Annotated in this window: 23 protein-coding genes and 1 riboswitch; of the genes, 15 read left to right on the plus strand and 8 right to left on the minus strand. The window is 48.9% G+C overall.

What is annotated here, in order from left to right; genetic code table 11:
• Nucleotides 1-9 precede the first annotated feature (9 nt).
• Nucleotides 10-2,859 (plus strand): bifunctional [glutamate--ammonia ligase]-adenylyl-L-tyrosine phosphorylase/[glutamate--ammonia-ligase] adenylyltransferase, encoded by a 2,850-nt coding sequence (gene glnE, locus M977_RS13960; RefSeq protein ID WP_064516376.1) that lies wholly within the window; start codon nucleotides 10-12, stop codon nucleotides 2,857-2,859.
• Between the two features lie 55 nt (nucleotides 2,860-2,914).
• A complete protein-coding gene (gene hldE, locus M977_RS13965; protein ID WP_064516066.1) occupies nucleotides 2,915-4,345 on the plus strand; it encodes a bifunctional D-glycero-beta-D-manno-heptose-7-phosphate kinase/D-glycero-beta-D-manno-heptose 1-phosphate adenylyltransferase HldE in 1,431 nt (476 codons plus the stop codon).
• 45 nt (nucleotides 4,346-4,390) lie between these two features.
• On the opposite strand, the gene ubiK is transcribed toward hldE, so the two are convergent.
• The gene (gene ubiK, locus M977_RS13970; protein WP_064516068.1) at nucleotides 4,391-4,675 is read right to left on the minus strand and encodes a ubiquinone biosynthesis accessory factor UbiK; all 285 of its coding nucleotides are present in this window, start codon (nucleotides 4,673-4,675) and stop codon (nucleotides 4,391-4,393) included.
• A gap of 134 nt (nucleotides 4,676-4,809) precedes the next feature.
• A riboswitch (FMN riboswitch) is annotated at nucleotides 4,810-4,957 on the plus strand.
• A gap of 96 nt (nucleotides 4,958-5,053) precedes the next feature.
• On the opposite strand from ubiK, the gene ribB reads away from it, so the two are divergent.
• Complete coding sequence (gene ribB, locus M977_RS13975; RefSeq protein WP_064516070.1) at nucleotides 5,054-5,707, plus strand: 3,4-dihydroxy-2-butanone-4-phosphate synthase; 654 nt, start codon at nucleotides 5,054-5,056, stop codon at nucleotides 5,705-5,707.
• Between the two features lie 49 nt (nucleotides 5,708-5,756).
• Here the strand turns inward: ribB and zupT are convergent, their stop codons facing one another.
• Entirely contained in the window at nucleotides 5,757-6,524 is a 768-nt protein-coding gene (gene zupT / locus M977_RS13980; protein WP_064516072.1) for a zinc transporter ZupT, read from the minus strand.
• A gap of 199 nt (nucleotides 6,525-6,723) precedes the next feature.
• On the opposite strand from zupT, the gene ygiD reads away from it, so the two are divergent.
• Nucleotides 6,724-7,512 carry a 4,5-DOPA-extradiol-dioxygenase gene (gene ygiD, locus M977_RS13985; protein ID WP_064516073.1) on the plus strand — a complete coding sequence of 263 codons (789 nt, stop codon included), beginning with the start codon at nucleotides 6,724-6,726 and terminating at the stop codon, nucleotides 7,510-7,512.
• A 153-nt stretch (nucleotides 7,513-7,665) separates the two neighbouring features.
• Here the strand turns inward: ygiD and M977_RS13990 are convergent, their stop codons facing one another.
• The 3 genes from M977_RS13990 to tolC form a co-directional block, all read right to left on the minus strand.
• Nucleotides 7,666-8,826 carry a glutathionylspermidine synthase family protein gene (locus tag M977_RS13990; protein WP_064516075.1) on the minus strand — a complete coding sequence of 387 codons (1,161 nt, stop codon included), beginning with the start codon at nucleotides 8,824-8,826 and terminating at the stop codon, nucleotides 7,666-7,668.
• Between the two features lie 6 nt (nucleotides 8,827-8,832).
• Complete coding sequence (locus M977_RS13995) at nucleotides 8,833-9,507, minus strand: DUF1190 family protein (RefSeq protein WP_064516077.1); 675 nt, start codon at nucleotides 9,505-9,507, stop codon at nucleotides 8,833-8,835.
• A gap of 169 nt (nucleotides 9,508-9,676) precedes the next feature.
• Nucleotides 9,677-11,170 carry an outer membrane channel protein TolC gene (gene tolC / locus M977_RS14000; RefSeq protein WP_074392033.1) on the minus strand — a complete coding sequence of 498 codons (1,494 nt, stop codon included), beginning with the start codon at nucleotides 11,168-11,170 and terminating at the stop codon, nucleotides 9,677-9,679.
• A 207-nt stretch (nucleotides 11,171-11,377) separates the two neighbouring features.
• On the opposite strand from tolC, the gene nudF reads away from it, so the two are divergent.
• From nudF to parE, 5 genes are read left to right on the plus strand one after another with little or no spacing between them, the layout of a single operon-like run.
• Complete coding sequence (gene nudF / locus M977_RS14005; protein ID WP_064516081.1) at nucleotides 11,378-12,010, plus strand: ADP-ribose diphosphatase; 633 nt, start codon at nucleotides 11,378-11,380, stop codon at nucleotides 12,008-12,010.
• Between the two features lie 2 nt (nucleotides 12,011-12,012).
• Nucleotides 12,013-12,435: a DUF1249 family protein gene (locus M977_RS14010; RefSeq protein WP_064516083.1), complete on the plus strand. Its 423-nt coding sequence runs from the start codon at nucleotides 12,013-12,015 to the stop codon at nucleotides 12,433-12,435.
• Between the two features lie 25 nt (nucleotides 12,436-12,460).
• Complete coding sequence (gene cpdA / locus M977_RS14015) at nucleotides 12,461-13,288, plus strand: 3',5'-cyclic-AMP phosphodiesterase (protein WP_064516085.1); 828 nt, start codon at nucleotides 12,461-12,463, stop codon at nucleotides 13,286-13,288.
• Nucleotides 13,288-13,863, plus strand: coding sequence for an esterase YqiA (gene yqiA / locus M977_RS14020; protein ID WP_064516087.1), 576 nt, complete (start codon nucleotides 13,288-13,290; stop codon nucleotides 13,861-13,863). Before cpdA ends, yqiA begins: the two co-directional genes overlap by 1 nt.
• 44 nt (nucleotides 13,864-13,907) lie before the next feature.
• Nucleotides 13,908-15,803 carry a DNA topoisomerase IV subunit B gene (parE, locus tag M977_RS14025; RefSeq protein ID WP_064516089.1) on the plus strand — a complete coding sequence of 632 codons (1,896 nt, stop codon included), beginning with the start codon at nucleotides 13,908-13,910 and terminating at the stop codon, nucleotides 15,801-15,803.
• A 175-nt stretch (nucleotides 15,804-15,978) separates the two neighbouring features.
• Here parE and M977_RS24970 read toward each other — a convergent pair whose 3' ends face one another.
• Complete coding sequence (locus tag M977_RS24970) at nucleotides 15,979-17,703, minus strand: EAL domain-containing protein (protein ID WP_167351095.1); 1,725 nt, start codon at nucleotides 17,701-17,703, stop codon at nucleotides 15,979-15,981.
• A 550-nt stretch (nucleotides 17,704-18,253) separates the two neighbouring features.
• Between M977_RS24970 and M977_RS14035 the strand changes: the two genes are divergently transcribed.
• From M977_RS14035 to M977_RS14060, 6 genes are all read left to right on the plus strand, one after another.
• A complete protein-coding gene (locus M977_RS14035) occupies nucleotides 18,254-18,934 on the plus strand; it encodes an N-acetylmannosamine-6-phosphate 2-epimerase (RefSeq protein ID WP_064516093.1) in 681 nt (226 codons plus the stop codon).
• 13 nt (nucleotides 18,935-18,947) lie between these two features.
• Complete coding sequence (nanK, locus tag M977_RS14040; protein ID WP_064516095.1) at nucleotides 18,948-19,823, plus strand: N-acetylmannosamine kinase; 876 nt, start codon at nucleotides 18,948-18,950, stop codon at nucleotides 19,821-19,823.
• 66 nt (nucleotides 19,824-19,889) lie between these two features.
• A complete protein-coding gene (locus tag M977_RS14045; RefSeq protein ID WP_064516096.1) occupies nucleotides 19,890-21,371 on the plus strand; it encodes a sodium:solute symporter family protein in 1,482 nt (493 codons plus the stop codon).
• An 11-nt stretch (nucleotides 21,372-21,382) separates the two neighbouring features.
• The gene (nanQ, locus tag M977_RS14050) at nucleotides 21,383-21,847 is read left to right on the plus strand and encodes an N-acetylneuraminate anomerase (protein WP_064516098.1); all 465 of its coding nucleotides are present in this window, start codon (nucleotides 21,383-21,385) and stop codon (nucleotides 21,845-21,847) included.
• 179 nt (nucleotides 21,848-22,026) lie between these two features.
• Nucleotides 22,027-22,908, plus strand: coding sequence for a MurR/RpiR family transcriptional regulator (locus M977_RS14055; protein WP_064516100.1), 882 nt, complete (start codon nucleotides 22,027-22,029; stop codon nucleotides 22,906-22,908).
• A 147-nt stretch (nucleotides 22,909-23,055) separates the two neighbouring features.
• Nucleotides 23,056-23,946 (plus strand): dihydrodipicolinate synthase family protein, encoded by an 891-nt coding sequence (locus tag M977_RS14060; RefSeq protein ID WP_064516102.1) that lies wholly within the window; start codon nucleotides 23,056-23,058, stop codon nucleotides 23,944-23,946.
• Nucleotides 23,947-24,028: 82 nt separating this feature from the next.
• Here M977_RS14060 and M977_RS14065 read toward each other — a convergent pair whose 3' ends face one another.
• Both M977_RS14065 and M977_RS14070 read right to left on the minus strand, forming a co-directional pair.
• Nucleotides 24,029-24,346 carry a putative quinol monooxygenase gene (locus M977_RS14065; RefSeq protein WP_064516104.1) on the minus strand — a complete coding sequence of 106 codons (318 nt, stop codon included), beginning with the start codon at nucleotides 24,344-24,346 and terminating at the stop codon, nucleotides 24,029-24,031.
• 30 nt (nucleotides 24,347-24,376) lie between these two features.
• Nucleotides 24,377-24,958 (minus strand): NAD(P)H-dependent oxidoreductase, encoded by a 582-nt coding sequence (locus M977_RS14070; RefSeq protein WP_064516106.1) that lies wholly within the window; start codon nucleotides 24,956-24,958, stop codon nucleotides 24,377-24,379.
• Between the last annotated feature and the right edge of the window lie 20 nt (nucleotides 24,959-24,978).

The raw sequence follows: 24,978 nt of genomic DNA on the forward strand, positions 1-24,978 counted from the left end.
ACGACCATGATGTCGCAAGCGCCACTATTACAGCAGCATTTGCAGGCGGCGCTGGCGCGTCTGCCACAAGAGATTGACCGCCAGACGTTAAGCCCTGAGGCTCAGGCTGTTCTGGCGTTTAGTGATTTTGTTTGTGACAGCATGGCGGCCTATCCCGCATGGCTTGAAGAATTACAGCATTCTCCACCGCTTGCCGACGAATGGCAGGACTACGCGGCCTGGCTGCAGCAAGCGTTGCAGGAGGTCGATAGTGAACCCGCATTAATGAGCGCACTGCGCCTGTTCCGCCGTCGCATGATGGTGAGAATTGCCTGGTCACAGGCGTTGCAGCAGGTGCCGACTGAAAGCTCCCTCCAGCAATTAAGTGCCCTTGCAGAAACGTTGATTATCGCCGCCCGTGACTGGCTTTATGCAGCATGCTGCCGCGAGTGGGGCACGCCGTGTAACCAGGCGGGTGTCGCACAACCGCTGATGATACTCGGGATGGGCAAACTTGGCGGTGGGGAGCTGAATTTCTCCTCCGATATCGACCTGATTTTTGCCTGGCCGGAAAACGGTTTAACCCAGGGTGGGCGCCGTGAATTGGACAATGCCCAGTTCTTCACACGCCTCGGTCAGCGCCTGATTAAAGTCCTCGATCAACCGACGCAAGACGGCTTTGTTTATCGCGTCGACATGCGCCTGCGTCCGTTCGGTGACAGCGGCCCGTTGGTAGTGAGCTACGCCGCATTAGAAGATTATTACCAGGAACAAGGCCGCGACTGGGAACGCTACGCGATGGTTAAAGCGCGTATCATGGGCGATAACGATGACGCATGGAGCCAGGAGCTGCGCAACATGCTGCGGCCTTTTGTCTTCCGTCGCTATATTGATTTCAGTGTTATTCAGTCGCTACGAAACATGAAAGGGATGATTGCCCGTGAAGTGCGCCGCCGAGGGTTGACCGATAACATCAAACTCGGCGCGGGCGGCATTCGTGAAACTGAGTTTATCGTCCAGGTATTCCAGCTTATTCGTGGCGGGCGCGAGCCATCTTTGCAGTCGCGCTCTTTGCTACCCACTCTTGAAGCTATCCAGCATTTACACCTGCTGCCAGAAGAAAATGCCGTAAAACTCAATGCGGCCTATTTATACCTTCGCCGTCTCGAAAACCTGCTGCAAAGCATTAATGACGAGCAAACGCAGACTTTGCCTGGCGATGAGCTGAACCGTGCTCGCCTGGCGTGGGGCATGAATGCGCAAACCTGGGACGAGCTGCAAGTCACCTTGCAACAGCATATGAGTGCCGTGCGCCAGGTGTTTAACGAATTGATTGGCGATGACGAACCGGAACCGGGTGAAGATAAGCTCGCTGAAGCCTGGCGTGAGCTATGGCAGGATGCGCTGGATGCCGATGTGAACACGCCGGTTCTCGAGCATTTAACGCCGCAAGCGCGGGGTGAAGTTTTACGCCTGGTGAGTGATTTCCGCCAGGACACTGACAAGCGCACCATTGGGCCGCGTGGCCGTCAGGTGCTGGATCAACTGATGCCACGCTTGCTGTGTGAGGCCTGTTCCCGCAGCGATGCACCGTTGCCATTGTCTCGTTTAATACCGCTGTTACTCGGCATAGTTACGCGCACGACTTATCTTGAGTTGCTGACGGAATATCCGGGGGCGCTTAAACACCTGATTACGCTGTGTGCTGCGTCACCGATGATTGCCAGTCAACTGGCGCGTTACCCGCTTCTGCTTGATGAACTGCTCGATCCGAATACCCTTTACCAACCGACCGCCACCGATGCTTATCGTGATGAGTTACGCCAGTATTTGCTGCGCGTGCCGGATGACGATGAAGAACAGCAGCTAGAAGCGTTGCGTCAGTTTAAACAGGCACAGTTGCTACGCGTGGCGGCGGCTGACATTACGGGCACACTGCCGGTGATGAAAGTGAGTGACCACTTAACCTGGCTTGCTGAAGCGATGATTGACGCTGTTGTCCAGCAAGCCTGGGCGCAAATGGTCTTGCGATACGGCCAGCCGAAGCACTTACAGAACCGTGAAGGGCGCGGTTTTGCGGTTGTCGGCTACGGCAAACTCGGCGGCTGGGAGCTGGGTTATAGCTCCGATTTGGATCTGGTATTCCTGCACGATTGCCCATCGGATGTCATGACCGATGGCGAACGTGAAATTGATGGTCGCCAGTTCTATTTGCGTCTAGCGCAACGAGTTATGCACCTGTTTAGCACCCGTACTTCCTCAGGTATTTTGTATGAAGTGGACGCACGTTTGCGCCCCTCTGGCGCGGCGGGAATGCTCGTCACCACCACTGAAGCCTTTGCTGATTATCAGCAAAACGAAGCCTGGACCTGGGAGCATCAGGCCCTGGTGCGGGCGCGAATTGTCTATGGCGATCCGCTGCTTAAGCAGGAGTTCGATGCGATTCGCCGCAAGATTTTGTGTGTACCGCGTGAAGGTGAAAAACTCCAGACTGAAGTGCGGGAGATGCGTGAAAAAATGCGCGCGCATCTGGGTGGGAAAACGCGTGAACGCTTTGATATTAAAGCCGATGAAGGTGGCATTACCGATATTGAGTTTATCACTCAATATCTAGTATTACGTTATGCGGCGCAGGCCCCAAAATTGACGCGTTGGTCTGACAATGTGCGCATTCTGGAATTAATGGCGCAAAACGACATCATGAGTGATGACGAAGCGAAAGCGCTGACGCATGCTTATGTCACGTTGCGCGATGAACTTCATCACCTGGCATTGCAAGAGCTGCCTGGAAACGTGGCAATGGATACATTCACTCAAGAGCGCGAGCAGGTATTAACAAGCTGGCGTATGTGGCTGAGTGAGCCGCAAACACGCGCATAAGATTAATTGTGATATTATCCGCGACAAAATTTTATCCCTCTCTGGAGAGTCAGGAATGAAAGTAACGCTGCCCGAATACAGCCGTGCAGGCGTCATGGTAGTTGGTGATGTGATGCTGGATCGCTACTGGTATGGCCCTACAAGCCGCATCTCCCCGGAAGCTCCGGTACCAGTGGTGAAAGTCGATAACATTGAAGAACGTCCTGGCGGCGCGGCTAACGTGGCAATGAATATTGCTTCGTTGGGTGCTAATTCTCGCCTGGTGGGTTTGACGGGCATCGACGATGCTGCGCGGGCACTCAGCCAGACGCTGGCCGGTGTGAACGTTAAGTGCGATTTCGTTTCGGTGCCGACTCATCCGACAATCACCAAACTGCGTGTACTTTCCCGCAACCAACAGCTGATTCGCCTCGATTTTGAAGAAGGCTTTGAAGGTGTTGATCCGGAACCTTTGCACGAGCGTATTAGCCAGGCTTTGCCGCACATTGGCGCGCTGGTGCTTTCTGACTACGCAAAAGGCGCGCTGGCAAGTGTTCAGCATATGATTAGCCTTGCGCGTGCTGCAAACGTTCCTGTGCTTATCGATCCGAAAGGAACCGACTTTAATCGCTATCGCGGTGCTACGCTGCTAACGCCAAACCTCTCTGAATTTGAAGCGGTTGTTGGCAAGTGTAAGAACGACGAAGAGCTGGTGGAACGCGGTATGAAGCTCATCGCTGAATACGATCTTTCTGCTTTGCTGATCACCCGTTCTGAACACGGCATGACGCTGCTGCAACCGGGTATTGAACCGTTCCATCTGCCGACGCAGGCGCAGGAAGTTTACGATGTGACCGGTGCAGGTGACACGGTCATTGGCGTACTGGCGGCAACGCTTGCTGCGGGTAATTCGCTGGAGGAAGCATGCTACTTTGCCAATGCAGCGGCAGGCGTAGTGGTGGGCAAACTGGGTACTTCTACCGTTTCGCCAATTGAGCTGGAAAACGCAGTGCGTGGTCGTGCGGATTCAGGTTTTGGCGTGATGACCGAAGCTGAGTTAAAAGTTGCTGTGGCGAACGCGCGTAAACGCGGTGAAAAAGTCGTAATGACTAACGGCGTTTTCGACATTCTTCACGCAGGCCACGTTTCGTATCTGGCGAATGCACGCAAACTTGGCGACCGCCTGATTGTTGCGGCAAACAGTGATGCTTCAACCAAACGCCTGAAAGGTGAAACCCGCCCGGTAAACCCGCAGGATCAGCGCATGATCGTGTTAGCAGCACTGGAAGCGGTGGATTGGGTGGTGTTGTTTGAAGAAGATACTCCACAACGCTTGATTGGCGAGATCTTGCCTGACCTGCTGGTCAAAGGTGGCGATTACAAACCGGATGATATTGCCGGGAGTAAAGAAGTCTGGGCCAACGGTGGTGAAGTGATGGTGCTGAATTTTGAAGATGGTTGCTCAACCACGAACATCATTAAAAAGATTCAAAGCCACGACGCATAAGCCCCGCAAAGTACAATAAGAAACGCCCCTGGTCAGGGGCGTTTTTTACATCTGTGGTTCGGTCGGCGGAGTAACTTCCGGTGCCTGAACGCTACGGCTCTCAAGCTCGGTTAAACGCTGCTCCAGTAACGCCAGTTTTTCTCGGGTGCGCAGCAGTACTTGAGTCTGCACATCAAACTCCTCGCGGCTTACCAGATCCAGTCGGGTTAACTGTGACTGCAAAACCTGACGTACTTTCTTCTCGACATCATCCCCGAATTCACGAATCCCTTTCGGCATTGACTCGTGGACCTGGCGTGCGATCTGTTCAATTTTTTTCGGGTCAATCATAGTGGCTTCCATCATCTTACGGGATTGTCATACGCGATTAGTTTTAATTGTAATGCCTGTAAGGCTCGTTAGAAACCCGAAATGTTATAAGGTTTGGCGTTGCCAGAGAAAATCATCGGCGTTATAGTAAGTCTGCTTATTCTCAGGGCGGGGTGTAACTCCCCACCGGCGGTAAATCAGCAAACGCTGAAAGCCCGCGAGCGCTCCAGAGCAATCTGGAGGTCAGCAGATCCGGTGTAATTCCGGAGCCGACGGTTAAAGTCCGGATGGGAGAGAGTAACGACTAAGCTCAAGCTTTTAAGCCTGCTCACGTTATTTTTATAGCTCCTAAGACTGCCCTGATTCTGGTAACCATAATATTAATGAGGTTTTTTTACCATGAATCAGACGCTCCTTTCTGCATTTGGCACCCCTACACAACGCGTTGAACATGCTCTTGAAGCACTGCGTGAAGGCCGCGGGGTAATGGTTCTTGACGATGAAGATCGCGAGAACGAAGGCGACATGATTTTCCCAGCGGAAACCATGACCGTTGAGCAAATGGCTCTGACCATTCGCCACGGTAGCGGTATTGTTTGCCTGTGCCTGACCGAAGAACGCCGTAAACAACTCGAATTGCCAATGATGGTTGAGAACAACACCAGTGCCTATGGCACAGGGTTTACTGTGACTATCGAAGCTGCAAGCGGTGTGACTACCGGTGTTTCTGCTGCAGACCGTATTACGACTGTGCGTGCCGCGATTGCTGATGGCGCAAAACCAAGCGACCTGAATCGCCCAGGCCATGTGTTCCCGCTCCGTGCTCAGCCTGGTGGCGTGTTAACTCGCGGTGGCCATACTGAAGCAACCATTGATTTGGTCACGCTTGCGGGTTTCAAACCTGCTGGTGTGTTGTGTGAGTTGACCAACGATGATGGCAGCATGGCGCGTGCACCAGAGTGCATGACCTTTGCCCGCCAGCACAATATGGCTGTTGTGACGATTGAAGACCTGGTGGAATACCGTCAGGCTCATGAACGCAAAGCCAGCTAACTCTCGCTAAAAAGCAAAAAGCCCGGTTTTTCTACACCGGGCTTCTTTTTTAGCCGATTCCATTGCTTTGTAGCAGCGTCAGGCTAAACCCCATCACCGCCATACCGCAAAGAACGCCGTAACTCGGATTGTTATGTGGGTCGATTTCTTTCGCGAGCGGCATCAATTCATCGACCGACAATGCCACCATAATGCCCGCGACGGCAGCCATAATTGCTGCCATCAAAACAGGCGAAATCATCGGGCCTAAGATCAGCCAGGCCAACACGCCACCCAGAATTTCTGCCAGCCCGGAAATACCTGCCCAGAAGATAGCTTTGCGCTTTGAACCCGTAGCCGCGTAGACAGGTCCTGCCACGGCCAAACCTTCAGGAATATTGTGCAATGCCACTGCGAGTGCAATTCCCATGCCTAATTCCAGGTTGCTGCTGGCGGTAACAAAGGTCGCCACACCTTCTGGGAAGTTATGCAGGCTAATACCAAGAGTCAGCAACAACGCTGTGCGGCGTAAATTACGCGGCTGCGGTTTGCTGTCCATCAAGTCTTGCGGATGTGCATGGGGCAGGGCGCGGTCAAGTGCGAAGTAACCCAGCAAACCCAGCATAAACATGCCATAACCCAATACGGGCGACATTCCTTCGGTGTGGAGTGCGGCAGGCAGCATTTCCATAAGCGAGATAAGCAACATAATGCCCGCTGCAAAGCCGAGAGAAAATGCCAGCACACGGTTTGATGGCTTCTGGCCGAGCACGCCAAGAAAAGCACCAATAAAAGTGGCTCCCCCTGCTAATAGGGTCAGGATCAAGGGTACTGACATTTATCACTCCTTTTGATAATGATTCTCATTAATATTAATGGGCGATGTGATAAAAATCGAGAGCCAGTTGAGAAGCTTTACACATCGCTTACATTCAAATTTCCTGAAGATCTTCATCATGCTTATCTGAGTTCTTCATAGCGTAAAAGCGCGTACTGTAGCTTTCATAAACTGAATTACCTGATTAAAGGACACCACCATGAAAACTCAACGAATGCCTGCGCTGTTCCTAGGACACGGTAGCCCAATGAACGTGCTGGAAGATAACCAATATACCCAGGCCTGGCGCCATTTGGGAGAGACCTTACCGCGTCCAAAAGCAATTGTGGTGGTATCTGCGCACTGGTTCACTAAAGGCACGGGTGTTACGGCAATGGAAACGCCAAAAACTATCCATGATTTCGGTGGTTTCCCACAGGCCTTGTACGATACCCATTACCCGGCACCGGGTTCCCCTGCGCTTGCACAACAGTTAGTTGACCTTCTGGCACCCGTTCCGGTGATGCAAGACAAAGAAGCCTGGGGATTTGATCACGGCTCCTGGGGCGTGCTTATTAAGATGTACCCGAATGCCGATATTCCAATGGTACAGCTCAGTATCGACAGCACTAAACCGGCGGCATGGCATTTTGAGATTGGCCGCAAGCTGGCGACATTGCGCGATCAGGGCATCATGCTGATTGCCAGTGGTAACGTGGTTCATAACCTGAGAACTGCGCGCTGGCACGGTGAAAACACGCCATATCCATGGGCTGAGTCATTTAACCAATACGTTAAAGACAATCTCACCTGGCTTGGGCCGGTAGCCGAACACCCTCTTGTGAATTACCTGGAGCATGAAGGCGGATCGTTATCTAATCCAACAGCGGATCACTACCTGCCGTTGTTGTATGTTCTCGGGGCATGGGATGGCAAAGAGCCAATTACGCTGCCGACAGACGGTATTGAGATGGGATCGTTGAGTATGCTTTCTGTTGTTATCGGATAAAAAAAGGCGCGAATTTCGCGCCTCAGATTGCTGGGAAAGGTAGATAAACGGGTTTTGTAGGGTGGATTAGCGTAAGCGACATCCACCAATTTATGTCGGATGTCGCTTACGCTAATCCGACCTACGAAGGCGAAAATCTAAACCTTTTAATATTTACTCTACAAACACATGCGGATAGAAGCGCGAAAGATCCTGAGTGATCAGCTCGCGATCTTCACGAATACCAATACCCGCAGGTTGATCGTTGATAAGCCAGCTGCCGATCAGCACATAACTGTCACCAAATTTTGGCAACTGATAGAACTCCTGCACGATCATGCCTTCATCTCCGTAAGGGCCATCAACACGGGCAATTTCTTCGCCGTTTTCGATGATCTTCACATTCGCACCTTCGCGGGAGAAGATGGGCTTCACAACGTACTTATCCATCGCCGGATAGTTATCTTCAGCGAAATAAGCAGGCAGCAAGTTTGGATGATTCGGGAACATTTCCCACAGCATTGGCAGCAACGCTTTGTTGGAGATAATGCTCTTCCAGGCAGGTTCCAGCCAGCGAACGCCAGCATCTTCGAGTTTGGTGGAGAACATTTCACGCAGCATGAATTCCCACGGATAGAGCTTGAACAGGTTACTGATAACCTGATCCTGCACATCCGTGAACTGGCCTTTCTCGCCCAGACCGATTTCTTCCATGTAGACGAATTCGCTCGCCACTTCTGCTTCAGCTGCACAATCTTGCAAATACTGGACAGTACCGCGATCTTCTACAGTGTCCTGGCAGCAGGCAAAATGTACCAGGTTGAAACCGTGTTGCTGTTTTAATTCAGCAAAACGCTCAATGATCTTCTCTTGCAGGCTGTTGAATTGATCGCTTCCCGCAGGCAAATTCCCAGCCTGAACCTGGTCTTCAAGCCAGATCCACTGGAAGAATGCCGCTTCGTATAAAGACGTTGGCGTATCGGCATTGTTTTCCAGAAGCTTAGGTTCACCAATCCCATCCCACGCGATATCCAGGCGTGAGTAAAGAGACGGCTGCTGAGTGCGCCATGACTGACGTACAAATTCCCAGGTGTGCTTAGGAATGCGGAACTTAGCCAGCAGCTCATCGCTACTCACTACTTTGTCCACAACTTTCAGGCACATCTGGTGCAGTTCAGCGGTGACTTCTTCCAGGCGTTCAACTTGAGGGAGCGTTAGCTTGTAATATGCGTCTTCACACCAGTACGGCTCGCCATACATGGTGTGAAAGTTAAAACCGTATTCAGTGGCTTTCTCGCGCCAGTCCGGGCGCTCAGTAATCGCAATTCTTTCCATAATTTCTTAGCCACCCATGGAGCGAGAAGAACCTGTTGCGCTGTTGCTGCGCTGCATAGTTGATTGTTTGGCGACTGAGTCACCGAAACCGCCACGAGTTACAGTGCTGGTGGTTGCAGGTTTTGGCGCCATGGCTGTTTTTGGAACTGTAGCCGTACGGCCTGGTGTGGCTGCACCATAGCTTTTGCCGGTGGCATCTGCATATTTACCGTAAGCCGGGCTTGCTGGATTTTTAGAGCTAAACAACGGTTGCTGCGCGAAGCCCGCTCCGCCGCCCATCAGACGACCCATCATGTAGCCCGCCATCAGCGGCATCCAGAAGCTGCCACTTTGTTGTGGCTGAGCCTGAGCTTGTTCACCTGCCATGCTGGCTTGTGCAGGGGCTTGCTGACATTGGCCTTCACCAAACTCAGCAATACATTCTTCGCGCGAAGCGTATTTCGGTGCGGTACGTTCTGCTTCTTTCAGCGCGTTGTTAAAGGCAGTAGTACATTCAGCACTTTTACCAGGGTTGGCCTGCGAGCAGTCATCCGCGTTTTGATACATGGAAACTGTTTCGTCATTTTGTTCGCAACCGGCAAGCATAAACACAGCGGTAACCGCCAGTGCGACCGGCGTTAAATGGCGGGCGTTCCAGCTTTTGCGGAACGATGCGTGATTTATGATTTTTGTCCGTTTCATTGTTCTGTCCTGAGCCCAAAGGAATGAAGCTAATATTGCGTTTAGAATAGGGGATGAATGGTTGAAATTAAAGCGATGACGGCTGTTTGGAGGGAGATCTTTACTTTGCCTTACGTTCGGCTGCGTAAGTTGTGACGGGGGCATGTTGTCATGCCCCCGAAATACCCGATCAGTTACCGAATGGGTTAGCTGATTTTTTGTTTGTTGCAGAGACCGGAGTTGCTTTTGCTGGTGTTGCCGTCTCAGTGGTTGCTGCTGTATCAGCTGAGTAACCATCTGCACGAGCGTTCTGGTCTGGCGTTTCTGGCGCGACACTTTCGGCAGTAGTTGGTACTGGTTTGCCTAATGTGCCGTTCAACGCAATCAAATCTTGTTCGTTAAGCGTACCCAGAGCTGATTTAATATTCAGCTGGTTGATCAGGTAGTTATAACGAGCACTAGAGAGCTGTTGTTTTGCGTTATATAGCGTAGTCGTCGCATCCAACACATCAACGATGGTACGTGTACCCACGGAATAGCCTGCTTCCATTGCATCTAAAGAGCTTTGGGCAGAGACAACAGCTTGTTTATAGGCGTTGATGGTACTGATAGAGGCGTTAACGTTGTTAAACGAAGAACGAACTGTTTGCACCACGCTACGATGTGCGCTTTCCAGTTGCTCACTTGCGCCTACAAAGTTGTATTGCGCTTGTTTCACCTGAGAAGTTACAGAACCGCCGCTATACAGTGGCAGAGAGAAATTCAGACCGATTTTATTCTGGCCTACACCTTGGTCACTATACGCTTGGCTAGTGGTTTTAGAGCCGCTGTAGTCAGTGTCAGAAACACCTGTCGAAGCGGTTAAGCCCACGGTTGGCATATGGCCAGTTTCAGCGTAACGAATTTGCTCGCGTGCTAAGTCCTGAGACAGACGTGCCTGTAACAATGCCAGGTTACGCTTTTCTGCTTCTTTCAGCAGATTATTCACCGCGTCAGGCTTGTTGGTTTTGAAGCCATCAACGTTCAGCGAAGCCAGAGACGGATAGTAGTTACCAGTGACCTGGCGCAGCGTTTCTACCGCGTTATCCAGATTATTCCGTGCAGTCACTTCGTTCGCTAATACGTTATCGTATTGTGCACGGGCGTTCTGAACGTCTGTGATGGCTACCAGGCCTACGTTAAAGCGCTGAGTAGTTTGATCTAACTGGCGATAAATAGCCTGTTTCTGTGCTTCTGTGTAGGAGAGGGCGTCAATGGCACTCAACACATTGAAATAGGCAGTCGCTGTATTCAGGATCAGCGTTTGCTGGTCAGTTTGATAAGTAACATCCTGGATACCGGCAGATTTTTCTTGCAGGGTAAGCGCACGCCATTTCGACATATCAAAAATAGTTTGCGTTAATTGCAAAGAGGCACTGGTCGTATTGGAGTCGATGCCATTCGAATCACGGAAGCCATTGCTGTATTCATAATCAGCACCAAGGCCGAGCTGTGGCAGTAATGGGCTTCTTGCTTCGTTGATTTTTTCGAATGCGGCATCACGGTCAGCAGCGGATTTACGTAAGTCCGGGTTGCTTAAACGTGCCTGCTGATAAACCTGCATCAGGTTTTCTGCCTGGCTCATGGCACTGAAACCCGTTAGGCTCAGACCGATAAGAATTGGGAGCAGTTTCTTCATTTGCATTCCTTGTTGTGAAGCAGAAATTGTTTGTTAGCGCTGACAAGAGCCGAAAATGATCGCCGATTCTAGCAGAGTCTGCCAGCTGGGAAGCTTGGCGTAATGTGCCATCTGCCCTTAATTTTCATCAATCTACCACATAGGAAATGAAACGGCAGTCATACCAACTTGAATTCGCACATTTCATGACCATAAAAATATCAGGAAACCAATATGACTAAGCAAAAAGATCAACTTGTCACGTTAGGTAAAAACGATGTTGAAATTATTGCACGGGAAACGCTTTATAGCGGTTTTTTTTCGCTAGATCTTTATCGCTTCCGCCATCGCCTGTTTAATGGCGAAATGAGTGGTGAGGTTCGGCGTGAAATTTTAGAACGCGGGCACGCTGCAGTACTGCTACCCTATGACCCTGTGCGAGACGAAGTTGTATTGATAGAGCAGATTCGGATTGCTGCCTATGACACCAGCGAAAGCCCGTGGTTGCTCGAATTGGTTGCAGGAATGATTGAAGAAGGTGAAAGCGTCGAAGACGTTGCACGCCGTGAAGCCGTCGAAGAAGCAGGTTTGGTTGTGGGTCGAACTAAACCGGTTATCAACTACCTGGCAAGTCCGGGTGGGACCAGCGAGCGTTTATCTATCCTTGTGGGAGAAGTTGATGCTTCGAACGCGCAGGGTATACATGGTCTGGCAGATGAAAACGAAGATATTCGTGTTCATGTCGTGAGCCGGGAACAGGCTTATCAGTTAGTAGAAGAAGGGAAAATCGACAACGCAGCTTCAGTCATCGCACTGCTTTGGCTGCAATTGCATCATGAGAAATTAAGAGCCGAGTGGAACAATTAAACATGAAGCGCTACACACCTGACTTCCCGGAAATGATGCGCCTGTGCGAAACCAATTTCGCGCAACTACGACGTCTGCTTCCTCGTAATGATGAGGTAGGTGAAAAAGTCACTTATCAGGTCAGTAGCGCCCAATATCGACTCATTATTCTTGAGTCGACACGTTATACAACTCTTGTGCAGATCGAACAAACGGCCCCAGCGGTGAGCTACTGGAGCCTACCATCGATGTCGGTGAGGCTATATCATGACGCGATGGTCGCGGAAGTGTGTTCAAGTCAGCAGATCTTTCGCTTCAAAGCGCGTTATGATTATCCTAATAAAAAGTTGCATCAACGCGACGAAAAGCATCAAATTAACCAGTTTCTAGCCGATTGGCTGCGTTATTGTTTGGCGCATGGAGCGATGGCGGTTCCGGTTTGTTAGTGAGGGTGAAACCTAAGGACACCATTTGGAAAGCCTGTTAAATCTTCCTGTGGCCGGTGGGGGCCAGATCAGGATCTTGCAAATTACAGATACCCACCTGTTCTCTGGAAAGAACGAAACGCTGCTTGGTATCAATACCTGGATGAGTTATCAGGCTGTTATTGACGCCATCCTCGCTGAGCAGCGTCATTATGACCTTATCGTTGCAACTGGGGATTTGGCCCAGGATCACAGTGCGCAAGCCTACCAACACTTTGTTGAAGGCATCGCGGAGATTCCTGCGCCCTGCGTTTGGCTCCCTGGTAACCACGATTTCCAACCGGCGATGTTCAGCTCGTTGCTGGAAGCAGGAATTTCCCCGGCTAAACAAGTTTTCTTAGGTGATAGCTGGCAAATTTTGTTGCTGGACAGCCAGGTGTTTGGTGTTCCACATGGTGAATTGAGTGACTATCAGCTCGACTGGCTGGAGCGCAAGCTCTCCGGTGCGCCTGAACGCCATACTCTATTGCTGTTACATCATCACCCAGTCCCTGCGGGCTGTAGTTGGCTGGACCAACATAGCCTGCGCAATGCCGCTGAGCTTGATAACGTACTGCAAAAATTCCCAAAAGTGAAAACTCTGGTGTGTGGGCATATTCATCAGGAGTTAGATCTCGACTGGAATGGTCGGCGCATGCTGGCAACACCTTCGACTTGCGTGCAATTCAAACCTCACTGCTCCAACTTCACACTCGATACCATCGAGCCGGGTTGGCGTTGGTTGGAACTTCATCCAAACGGTGAGGTGACCACGGAGGTTTGCCGGCTGAAGGGTGCGGTATTTAACCCTGATACCGCGTCAGAAGGTTATTGATGTCAACGCTACTTTACTTACACGGCTTCAACAGTTCGCCGCGTTCAGCCAAGGCCACCAGTTTCAAAGCGTGGCTTGCGCAGAACCATCCGCATATCAATATGATTGTACCGGTACTTCCACCGTATCCTGCCGATGCGGCAGAGTTGCTGGAGTCGTTGGTGCTGGAGCATGGTGGCGAACCGTTAGGTGTAGTTGGCTCGTCTTTGGGCGGCTATTACGCCACCTGGCTGTCGCAATGTTTTACGCTCCCAGCAGTAGTGGTAAACCCCGCAGTCCGGCCTTTTGAATTGCTGGTGGATTATCTCGGCACCAACGAGAACCCCTACACCGGGCAGCAATATGTGCTAGAGTCTCGCCATATTTACGATCTTAAAGTCATGCAAGTTGACCCGTTAGATTCGCCAGATCTCATCTGGCTGTTACAACAGACGGGCGACGAAGTGCTTGATTATCGCCAGGCGGTTACTTACTACACCCCCTGTCGCCAGACGGTAGAATCCGGTGGCAATCACGCCTTTGTAGGCTTCGAAGATTATTTCACACAGATCGTCGACTTTCTTGGCCTGCACTAAGGCCTGATGTCGGATTCTTGTTTCGCTATCTGAACGAATAAACCATGACGCAATCCAGTTATAACGCCGATGCCATTGAGGTACTCACCGGGCTTGAGCCTGTTCGCCGTCGCCCCGGGATGTACACCGACACCACCCGTCCAAACCATTTGGGCCAGGAAGTCATTGATAACAGCGTGGATGAAGCGCTGGCAGGCCATGCGAAGCGTGTTGATGTTATTCTCCATGCCGACCAGTCATTAGAAGTCATTGATGACGGGCGGGGCATGCCGGTAGATATCCACCCGGAAGAGGGCGTTCCGGCGGTCGAGCTTATCCTTTGTCGCCTGCATGCGGGCGGTAAATTCTCCAACAAAAACTACCAGTTTTCTGGTGGTCTGCACGGCGTGGGCATTTCTGTTGTTAACGCCTTGTCAAAACGTGTTGAAGTCACTGTGCGTCGTGATGCGCAGGTTTACAGCATCGCGTTTGAAAACGGCGATAAAGTCCAGGAACTGGCGGTGGTCGGCACTTGCGGCAAACGCAACACCGGCACCAGTGTTCACTTCTGGCCAGATGCTTCGTTCTTCGACAGCCCACGTTTCTCCGTTTCTCGTTTAAGCCATTTGCTGAAAGCCAAAGCGGTACTTTGCCCGGGTGTAGAGATCACTTTTACCGATAAAGTGAACAACACCGAGCAGCGCTGGTGTTATCAGGATGGTCTGCAAGACTATCTGTGCGAAGCGATAAACGGCCTGCCGACGCTTCCGGAAAAGCCATTTGTCGGCAACTTTGCCGGTGATGTCGAGCAAGTTGACTGGGCGCTGCTGTGGCTCCCGGAAGGCGGTGAGTTGCTGACGGAAAGCTACGTCAACCTAATCCCAACCATGCAGGGCGGTACTCACGTCAACGGATTGCGTCAGGGTCTGCTTGATGCGATGCGCGAGTTTTGCGAATACCGCAATATCTTGCCGCGCGGCGTAAAGCTATCTGCTGAGGACATCTGGGAACGTTGCGCCTACGTGCTCTCCGTTAAAATGCAGGACCCTCAATTCGCCGGGCAAACCAAAGAACGCCTGTCATCACGCCAGTGTGCGGCATTTGTTTCCGGTGTTGTGAAAGACGCATTCAGCTTGTGGCTGAACCAGAATATTCAGATTGCAGAGCAACTCGCTGAGCTGGCTATTTCCAGCGCCCAGCGCCGTATGCGTGCCGCCAAAAAAGTGGTGCGTAAGAAACTGACCAGCGGCCCGGCATTGCCTGGCAAATTGGCTGACTGTTCTGCACAAGATTTAAGCCGCACCGAATTGTTCCTGGTGGAAGGGGATTCAGCAGGCGGTTCTGCTAAACAGGCTCGTGACCGTGAATACCAGGCGATCATGCCGCTCAAAGGTAAGATCCTCAACACCTGGGAAGTCTCGTCGGATGAAGTGCTGGCATCACAAGAAGTGCATGATATTTCTGTCGCGATCGGTATCGATCCAGACAGCGAAGACCTGAGCCAACTGCGCTACGGTAAAGTTTGTATCCTTGCGGATGCGGACTCCGATGGTTTGCACATCGCCACACTACTGTGCGCCTTGTTTGTGCGCCACTTCCGCTCCCTGGTTCGTGGTGGTCACGTCTATGTCGCGATGCCACCGCTTTACCGTATCGACCTAGGTAAAGAGGTTTACTACGCGCTGGATGAAGAAGAAAAAGCAGGCGTGCTTGAGCAACTTAAGCGTAAGAAAGGGAAACCGAACGTACAGCGCTTTAAAGGGCTGGGCGAGATGAACCCACTGCAATTACGTGAAACCACGCTTGACCCAAATACTCGCCGCCTGGTGCAGCTCACCATTGACGATGAAGACAACGACAAAACAATGGCAATCATGGATATGTTGCTGGCGAAGAAGCGTTCTGAAGATCGTCGTAACTGGTTGCAGGATAAAGGCGATATGGCAGATCTCGACGTCTAATATCCCTAAGAGTAAATTGATACATTAGCTTAGCTTTGAGCATGGAAGCTCTGGTCAGGCTGTAAAATATCAGAACCAGCTCGTAAGATTTAGTGTGAAAATTATTTTTTGATTTCCGGCAATTATATCGAATTGTCGGAAATCGATCCTTTGCGGTATCGAAGTAAAACCCCTCCTATGCCCCCAATGTATCCAAAAAATCGGATAAAGGAACCGGGCGGTGATACAAATAGCCTTGCTGATAATCAACGTTGTTCTCATGCAAATATTTTGCCTGCTCTTCAGTTTCAACACCTTCCGCAATAACTTTTAAATTCAGTGATTTTGATAATGAGACAACATTTTCTACGATATGGTGAGAGATAGCATCAAGACCAATCATTTTAATAAAACTACGGTCAATCTTGATATAACTTACTGGGAATTTTTGAAGGTAGTGGTGAGTGGCGTACCCTGTTCCAAAATCGTCAAGCGCAAAAAGAATATTTAGATTCTTAAGCGCCACAGCACCCTTTACCGCAATTTTAGCATCAGTATTAAAGTTTCTTTCTGTTATTTCAAATATGGTGGTTATCGAATTACAACTTTCTTTAAATGATCTACTTTTGGTAACTAGCTCCGGATCTTCTAGATGTTCAGGAGAGATATTAATTGATAAGTGAAAATCTTTTGGCAGTTTATGTGCCTTGTCTTGTAAGATTTTTTGCACATTTTCAAGTAATTGATGCGTTACCTTCACAATGATACCGCTTGATTCCATCGCCGGAATAAATGTATTTGGGGGAATGAGCCCCATTGTTGGATGTTTCCATCGAAGAAGTATTTCACAACCAATGATTTTTTTGTTTTTTGTGTCCATTATAGCTTGCGCAAAAGGTATGAATTCATTTTTTTTCATGGCGCGGAGCATATATCTTTTAGAAAGAAAATTATAATGAGAAAACGATTGGAGGAACATAAAAGAAAAAACAATAAATGTTATAATACCTATTGGTAATCCTGCTTGAGTTATTACCCTGATGATTTTTTCTTGTAGAGTTGTATATTGCTCAATATAGAGTACGCCGCTTAAGATCTCTTTATTAGTATGGTTGGAATAAATGCCACCTTTATTTTTAACTATAGAGGAAATAGATTTATTGGAAATGTCATTGTCACTGGAAATTATAATTTTGTTATTCTTGTCAAAAACTGTTACGTGATAATTATTATCATTTCTTTTGACTATTTTATTTATATAATCGAGGTTGAGATCAAGTGATATAGCCCCTTTGAATTCATCTTTATTATAAACAGGCGCTGTAACTGTTAGTATCTGCCCCTTTCCAGCAATATCAATATAGGGTGTTGTGATTTTTACTTCACGTTCAGGATTGTTTTCTGGTGTAATTAAACTCCAGAATGGATCGGTGTACATGCCAGGATTAAAGTAATAAGTGCTAACCTCTTTTTTAGATGAATATGGAGCTATATAAACGAATGAGTTTTTTGAGGTGTAGTAAATCCATGAATATAATTTTGTAAAGTAGCCATTCCCTACATCAATGTTAAGAGATGCTGCAGCATTTGCTTCATTTTTTATATCAGCATCTAACTTCTCATAAGAACCAAGACCACTAATCATTCCGCCAGTAATATTATTGTGAGGTGTTATTTTAAAATGCCAATTCTCTGATGAGCTATTGTTATTTTTTGGCATTGAAATTTGATTGTAATTATTGCTGGATTGTAAGTTAATTTCCATCTGTTTTCGCAGCATTTCACATAACACAATGCTTACGTTTATTTTTTCACTTATGTTTTTTATATATGAATCAACTGTTTCATTTATACTAACAGTATCTTTTTCCCAATATGAGCCCAACATGGCAGCAACGCAAACAACCCAAATTACTAACAATAGATGCTTTTTATTCATTATTTATGAGGTATTTATAAGTATTTATGCGTTATTATTAAGTAATTAGATTATGTATTCAATGTTTTGATTTGATTATTTCTAAGGGGCATTATTTTACACGTGGCTTGAAAGCAAATGAGTACCAGCGGAAAGCATTGAATCAAGTATTCGTGGTGCTGCCTCAGATAGTGATTTCAAATATGAAAAAGTTAATATAATTTTAATCAATAATGGTGAATTGAATAAAAATATTGAGAAATAACATCCAGTTTTCCACGAAGGAAATAAAACCTGTCACATCAACAGACATCCTTAATCTGACTGAAAAAAATAGAGGCCCACTTTGCTTTTCTGGGCTGCTGATTTTCACTTCCCGAATCAGGTTCGCCGGTTAAAAAATCATGGCTCTGGGTTTTCATCCCAGATAGCTCCGTTTCCCTTGCGCATGACCCTCCTCACATTTTTCCGGTTTGCAGCTTGAAATAGTAATACTCCATCCGCTATTCTTTTTTGGAGTTAAACTTCATTTAGGTTTGCAAGGCGGAGCAGAATGTCACTACTAACAAAATTAGAACAAAGCGTGCGTGATTGCGGGGGGCTTATCGTCTCCTGCCAGCCCGTACCCGGAAGCCCAATGGACAGGCCTGATATCGTGGCAGCAATGGCGCAAGCAGCTGTATCTGCGGGAGCTGTTGCCATCCGCATTGAAGGAATCGCCAATCTGGAGGCGGTACGGCCACTTATTTCAGTTCCCATCATTGGCATTATGAAACGCGACCTGGAAGACTCCGCGGTGCGCATCACTCCGTTTTTGCATGACGTTGATGCGCTCGCAAAAGCCGGGGCTGACATTATTGCCTTTGACGCAACATTCCGCCCACGCCCGGTGGCTATTGATGAACTGATCGCACGTATTCACCATCATGGATTACTGGCAATGGCAGACAGCTCAACGGTAGAAGAAGGCCTCAACTGCAAACAAAAAGGTGTCGAGTTCATTGGCACAACGATGTCTGGTTACACTACTTCAGTTACGCCTGAAGGACCGGATCTGATGATGGTGTCAGAGTTAAGCGCCGCTGGCTGCCGCGTCATTGCTGAAGGTCGTTACAATTCACCTGAGCTTGCATCACAGGCTATCAATCATGGCGCATGGGCTGTTACTGTTGGTTCAGCCATCACCCGTATTGAACATATTTGCCAGTGGTTCAGCGATGCCGTTAAGCGCTAAGCCGGAGAAAACAATGAACACACTTGCCATTGATATCGGCGGCACAAAACTGGCCGCGGCGCTTATCAACTCGCAGCATGAAATCTCTTTACGCACGGAGATCCCTACTCCGGCAAATGCTGAGCCTCGAGCACTTGAGCAGGCTTTGGCTCATTTGGTTGCAGCCTATGAGGGGAAAGCACAGCGAGTGGCGATTGCCTCTACAGGTATTATTGATAACGGAATTCTTACCGCGCTAAATCCAGATAATCTCGGTGGCCTGAATCATTTCCCGTTGCAGGCGACAGTTGAACGCCTCACAGGGTTGCCGTGCGCGGTTCTCAACGATGCGCAGGCTGCCGCCTGGGCAGAATATTGCCATCTTTCAGCTCAATTCAAACACGTTACGTTTATTACGGTTTCCACCGGAGTAGGTGGCGGCATCGTTATCAATGGCGAGCTGCTAACGGGTCCTCATGCCTTCGCAGGCCATATTGGACACACTCAGGCCGATCCTAATGGCCCAATGTGTGGTTGCGGACGCGTTGGTTGTGTTGAGGCTATAGCTTCCGGTCGCGGCATTGCAGCAGGGGCCCAGCATGATCTTTTGGGCAAAAATGCCCGTGAAATCTTTGCTTTGGCACAAGAAGGTAACGAGCAGGCACAACAGCTATTTGCGCGTTCAGCACAGGCGATTTGCCAACTAATCGCCAATCTTAAAGCTCTGCTGGATACCGAATGCATCGTGCTAGGCGGCAGTGTCGGACTTGCTCCGGGTTACCGTCTACAGGTGGAAAAGCAGCTCGCAACACTACCCGCGGCATTCCATGTTCCTGTTTATTCCGCTCACTATCAGCATGATGCGGGGTTAATGGGGGCTGCCCTCTGGTCTGAATATCACGCAGTCTGATCGTTTATAAAATTTAAAATTCAGACAGTTACCTCATCCTAATAAAACCATAAGTAGGAAAGTGCCATAATGACTCATTCTTTCGGCATCTTTAATTACGTTGTTCTTTTCGGCTATTTACTAGCCATGATGTTAGTCGGTGTCTATTTTTCAAAGCGGCAGAAAACGGCTGATGATTATTTCCGTGGCGGCGGCCGAATTCCTGGCTGGGCGGCAGGTGTTAGTGTATTTGCCACCACGCTAAGCTCGATTACTTTTATGTCCATTCCTGCCAAGGCATTCACCACTGACTGGACGTTTATTCTCGGCCAATATCTGGTTATTGCCATATTGCCGGTGGTCTTTTACTTCTATATTCCATTCTTCCGTAAGCTAAAGGTAACCTCTGCCTACGAATATCTTGAAGCTCGTTTCGATGTTCGTAGCCGCTTATTCGCCAGCCTCTCTTTTATGATGTTTAACATAGGCCGTATCGCCATTATCACTTACTTAACGGTGTTGGCTCTGCGACCATTTATCGGTATTGACCCAATCGTTTTGGTGCTACTGATTAGTGTTATGTGCATTATCTATACCTGGATGGGCGGTATTGAAGGGGTTATCTGGACTGACGTTATTCAGGGATTGTTGTTATCGGGCAGTGCGGTCCTTATTTTCATCGTGATTTGCTTCAAGGTACAGGGCGGGTTCGGTGAGATTTTCACCGTGACACAACATGCCGATAAATTCTTCCCAGCGTCACAGTTCCGCTGGAGCTGGACAGAAAGTACCGTGCCAGTTCTGATGATTGGTTTCTTGTTTGCCAATATTCAGCAATTTACCGCCAGCCAGGATGTGGTCCAGCGCTATATCGTGACGGACTCCATTGAGGAGACGAAGAAAACACTGCTCACCAACGCTAAGCTTATCGCCATTATTCCAATTTTCTTCTTTGCCATCGGTTCGGCTCTGTTTGTTTACTACAAACAAAACCCAAGTCTATTACCAGCAGGCTTTAATATCGGGGGGATTTTGCCGCTATTCGTGGTGACGGAAATGCCTACAGGTATTGCCGGTTTGATTATCGCCGCTATTTTTGCTGCTGCGCAGTCCAGTATCTCAAGCAGCCTGAACAGTATCTCCAGTTGCTTTAACTCCGATATTTATCAAAGACTGAGCAGCAAAAAAAGAACCCCAGAAAACAGCATGCGCATGGCGAAACTGGTGATCCTTATTGCCGGGCTATTTAGTAGTGCTGCAACGATATGGTTGGTGATGGCGAATGAATCAGAAATCTGGGATGCCTTTAACAGCTTGATTGGGCTGATGGGTGGCCCGATGACGGGTCTGTTTATGCTGGGGATTTTCTGCAAACGCGCCAATGCGGGTAGTGCAACTCTTGGCATTGTGGTCAGTATTGTAGCGGTTCTGTTTGCCCGCTATGCCACAGACTTGAATTTCTTCTTCTATGGCGTGGTTGGCTGTCTGAGTGTGGTTATCAGTGGCGTTATTTTCGCCCCATTATTTGCTTCAGCGCCAGCGCTGACGCTTGATGAAACACGTGAATAAAAGGTGACATCATGATTTTAGGACGAATTTCAGAGCTCAGTGCTCAGACTGGTATTGCACCTCAGTTATTGGCCATTATTAAGCAGGCACTGGCGATGCATCCGGAAACACTAAGTGCGGGCCGCCATGAAATAGACGGCGACGATATCTTTATGAATGTTATGAGCTTTGATACCTCAGAACCGCAGAGCAAGCGTTACGAGCAGCATCGCGAATATCTTGATATTCAGGTGTTACTCAGTGGCCAGGAGCGCATTGATTTTGGCCCGTTTGGTGCGGCAATAGAGCCAGATGTTTATCACGAAGATGATGATTATCTGCTTTGCGATGAGGTTGCTCCTTGCCAGACTTTGCATATGCGACCCGGAATGTTTGCGATATTTCTTCCGGGCGAGCCACATAAACCAGGTTGTATCAGCGAAACGGCGCAGTCTATTAGCAAGGTAGTCATCAAAGTGCATTATCGCTGTCTATAACACGATGTTTTAACGTCATAATAATATTAAGCAGTAAATGAGTTCTTCTTTGACGGCGCAATGTACGCATACCCCCTATGCTTACATCGCGCTTTTTTTAATGCCACAGACTTGTTACGCTCTCAACCATTCAATATTGCAGGCTTTTTGCCATATCACGCACTCAAGAGCAGGAAATTATGGAGTCTCAAGTCCAACGCCTTAAACCCGGAAAAATCCTCGACACACTGGGTGCGATGCAAAATAGCCTGACGCGTGTTTCACAGCGGATCGCGCACTATATTTTGACCTCTCCACAGCAGGTCACTCAGCTCTCTATTGCCGAGTTGTCACGCGAAACACAGGCTGGCGAAGCCACCGTCATTCGTTTCTGTCGCACCCTGGGTTACAAGGGTTTTCAAGACTTTAAAATGGATTTGGCCATTGAGTTGGCTACAGTGGATACCGATACCAGTAGCCCGTTGTTAGATGGGGAAATCAGTGAGTCAGACGATGCGCGCACCATTGGTTTGAAACTGCAAAGCACCATTAATAATGTGTTGTCTGAAACCCTAAATTTGCTGGATATGAATCAGGTTAATCAGGTCGTCGACGCATTACGCACCAGCAACTCGGTATACATTTTCGGTGTTGGCTCGTCGGGAATTACTGCAGAAGATATGAAGCATAAGCTGATGCGTATTGGTTTTCGGGTCGATGCTGTTACCAATAATCACTTTATGTATATGCAGGCCACATTACTCAAAGCGGGTGATGTTGCGATTGCTATCAGCCACACCGGAACATCTCCGGAAACGGTCCATGCCCTCAAACTTGCCAGACAAGCGGGAGCAACCACCGTAGCTCTGACCCATAATTTAGGTTCCCCGTTAATCGAAGTAGCGGATTTTAGCCTGATCAACGGTAACCGCCAGGGGATGCTGCAAGGCGATTCGATCGGTACTAAGACAGCACAACTATTTGTGTTGGATTTGCTCTACACCTTGCTGGTACAGGCTGCGCCAGAGCAAGCTCGCGAAAGTAAGTTGCGTACCATGGATGCACTTAACATCGCAAAGTAATGCCACATTAGCGGCATTGATCACACTTCAATGTATTAAGCCATTTTAGCGATGCCACGATGGTTGCATCACTCCATTAGCCGCCTTAATATAGAGTTAAACTTCATAATCACAAATCATTAGAAGTAAAACTCCAAAGAGGCTTGCATGGAAAAGTTAACTGGCTTAATCGCCGCGCCACACACCCCATTTACCGCTGATGGAAGTGTTAATTATCCGGTTATTGACCAAATTGCCGCGCATCTGATTGAGCAAGGCGTTAAAGGTGCCTATGTGCTGGGGACTACCGGTGAGGGTATTCATTGCTCGGTCGATGAGCGCAAAAAAATTGCAGAACGTTGGGTGAGTGCAAGTGCGGGTAAACTGAGTATTACTTTGCATACAGGTGCTCTGAGTATCGCGGACTCCGTTGAACTTAGCCGCCACGCTGAAACTTTGGATATCTTTGCGACCTCAGTAATTGGTCCTTGCTTCTTCAAGCCAGGCAACATTGAAGACTTAGTGGAATACTGCCGTATTAATGCGGCGGCAGCACCATCTAAAGGTTTCTACTATTACCATTCCGGCATGTCTGGTGTGAATCTCGATATGGAGCAATTTTTACAGGTTGCAGCCGATCGTATTCCTAACCTCACTGGCATGAAGTTTAACTCCAGCGACATGTATGAGTATCAACGCTGTGTGCGCGTCAATAACGGCCAGTTTGATATTCCATTTGGTGTTGATGAGTTTTTACCCGCGGGCCTGGCATGTGGTGCAGTTGGCGCAGTTGGCAGTACCTATAACTATGCAGCGCCGTTGTATCACCGCCTGATTGATAGCTTTAATCGTGGTGACCAGGCAGATGTTGCAGGTTGCATGGATAAGGTCATCGCTATCATCCGCGTGCTGGTGCAGTACGGTGGCGTTGCGGCTGGGAAAGTTGCGATGAAACTGCACGGCATTGATGTAGGTGACCCGCGTCGTCCGCTGCGCCCAATGACTGAGCAACAAAAGCAAGATGCGCTGCAAGCCTTCCGCAAGGCTGATTTCCTTTAATCGGCTAGCAATATTCTGGTTTAGACAATAAAAAAGGGAGCCGGTGTAAACACCGCTCCCTCTAATCATTCGGTAAACCCAATTACTTAATTGCGTCTTCCAGAATATGGATATGAACGTCCAGAACGTCGTCTTTAACAGTGACGCTGTGATCTTTCATGTGTTGTGTTTGCAGATGAGCTTCCAGGTGAGCCACGCTCTCCCATTTTTCCAGCATAAACACAGAATCTGGTGCAGTAGTCTGGAACGCGACTTGTGCGTTATGGTCGATGAGTGGCGCATAACCAAAGCAGCCTTCCTCTTCGAGCACGGTAGGAATAATTTTTGCAAACGCGTCCAGTACAGCCTGGCGATGGTGAACACCAGGACGGGTACGAATTTCAGCTATTACTGTAATCATGTTCAACTCCTTGTTGTCGACATAAGACAGTTAAGCAAAAACTCGGCCCAGATGCTCGCGGTATTGCGCGATAAAACGCGGTACATCAGGCGCTTTCATTACGTCATTGGCGATAAAGGTCGGCAGGCCTTCCATTCCAAGGAACTGGTTAGCTTTGTGGAATGGCAGGTAAACACCATCCACACCAACACCGTGGAAGAACTGTTCTTTGTCTTCAAATGCTTGCAGCGGGGCGTTCCAGGTCAATGACAGCATGTAAGTTTTGCCCTGGATCAGGCCGCCGGAACCATATTTTTTCTCTGCATCAGAACGGGTACGACCATCGCTTGCATACAGTGAGCCATGACCTTCAGTAAATACATCATCAATGTACTTCTTCATAGTCCACGGTGCGCCCATCCACCAGCCTGGCATCTGGTAAATCACGGTATCGGCCCACATATATTTCGCGACTTCTTCTTTAATGTCGTACTCGCTGTCGGTACGTGTGACCTGAACATCATGCCCGAGGTCGCGCAAAAAGCTTTCCGCGACGTCGGTCAGGGTGTCGTTAAGTTGGCCGTTAGAATGGGCGAATTTTTTCGCACCATTGATAATCAGAATATTGCTCATAGTTAGTCCTCGAATAATTG

It is taken from the genome of Buttiauxella gaviniae ATCC 51604, from assembly GCF_001654835.1.
GTDB lineage: Bacteria > Pseudomonadota > Gammaproteobacteria > Enterobacterales > Enterobacteriaceae > Buttiauxella > Buttiauxella gaviniae.

Coding starts and splice junctions, on each gene's coding strand:
- tolC (WP_074392033.1), bottom strand. CDS start 11,170: ATGCAAATGAAGAAACTGCTCCCAATTCTTATCGGTCTGAGCCTAACG.
- parE (WP_064516089.1), top strand. CDS start 13,908: ATGACGCAATCCAGTTATAACGCCGATGCCATTGAGGTACTCACCGGG.
- M977_RS14010 (WP_064516083.1), top strand. CDS start 12,013: ATGAAGCGCTACACACCTGACTTCCCGGAAATGATGCGCCTGTGCGAA.
- zupT (WP_064516072.1), bottom strand. CDS start 6,524: ATGTCAGTACCCTTGATCCTGACCCTATTAGCAGGGGGAGCCACTTTT.
- ubiK (WP_064516068.1), bottom strand. CDS start 4,675: ATGATTGACCCGAAAAAAATTGAACAGATCGCACGCCAGGTCCACGAG.
- M977_RS14035 (WP_064516093.1), top strand. CDS start 18,254: ATGTCACTACTAACAAAATTAGAACAAAGCGTGCGTGATTGCGGGGGG.
- M977_RS13995 (WP_064516077.1), bottom strand. CDS start 9,507: ATGAAACGGACAAAAATCATAAATCACGCATCGTTCCGCAAAAGCTGG.
- ygiD (WP_064516073.1), top strand. CDS start 6,724: ATGAAAACTCAACGAATGCCTGCGCTGTTCCTAGGACACGGTAGCCCA.
- hldE (WP_064516066.1), top strand. CDS start 2,915: ATGAAAGTAACGCTGCCCGAATACAGCCGTGCAGGCGTCATGGTAGTT.
- M977_RS14065 (WP_064516104.1), bottom strand. CDS start 24,346: ATGATTACAGTAATAGCTGAAATTCGTACCCGTCCTGGTGTTCACCAT.
- nanK (WP_064516095.1), top strand. CDS start 18,948: ATGAACACACTTGCCATTGATATCGGCGGCACAAAACTGGCCGCGGCG.
- yqiA (WP_064516087.1), top strand. CDS start 13,288: ATGTCAACGCTACTTTACTTACACGGCTTCAACAGTTCGCCGCGTTCA.
- M977_RS14070 (WP_064516106.1), bottom strand. CDS start 24,958: ATGAGCAATATTCTGATTATCAATGGTGCGAAAAAATTCGCCCATTCT.
- ribB (WP_064516070.1), top strand. CDS start 5,054: ATGAATCAGACGCTCCTTTCTGCATTTGGCACCCCTACACAACGCGTT.
- nudF (WP_064516081.1), top strand. CDS start 11,378: ATGACTAAGCAAAAAGATCAACTTGTCACGTTAGGTAAAAACGATGTT.
- M977_RS14055 (WP_064516100.1), top strand. CDS start 22,027: ATGGAGTCTCAAGTCCAACGCCTTAAACCCGGAAAAATCCTCGACACA.
- M977_RS14060 (WP_064516102.1), top strand. CDS start 23,056: ATGGAAAAGTTAACTGGCTTAATCGCCGCGCCACACACCCCATTTACC.
- M977_RS13990 (WP_064516075.1), bottom strand. CDS start 8,826: ATGGAAAGAATTGCGATTACTGAGCGCCCGGACTGGCGCGAGAAAGCC.
- nanQ (WP_064516098.1), top strand. CDS start 21,383: ATGATTTTAGGACGAATTTCAGAGCTCAGTGCTCAGACTGGTATTGCA.
- glnE (WP_064516376.1), top strand. CDS start 10: ATGTCGCAAGCGCCACTATTACAGCAGCATTTGCAGGCGGCGCTGGCG.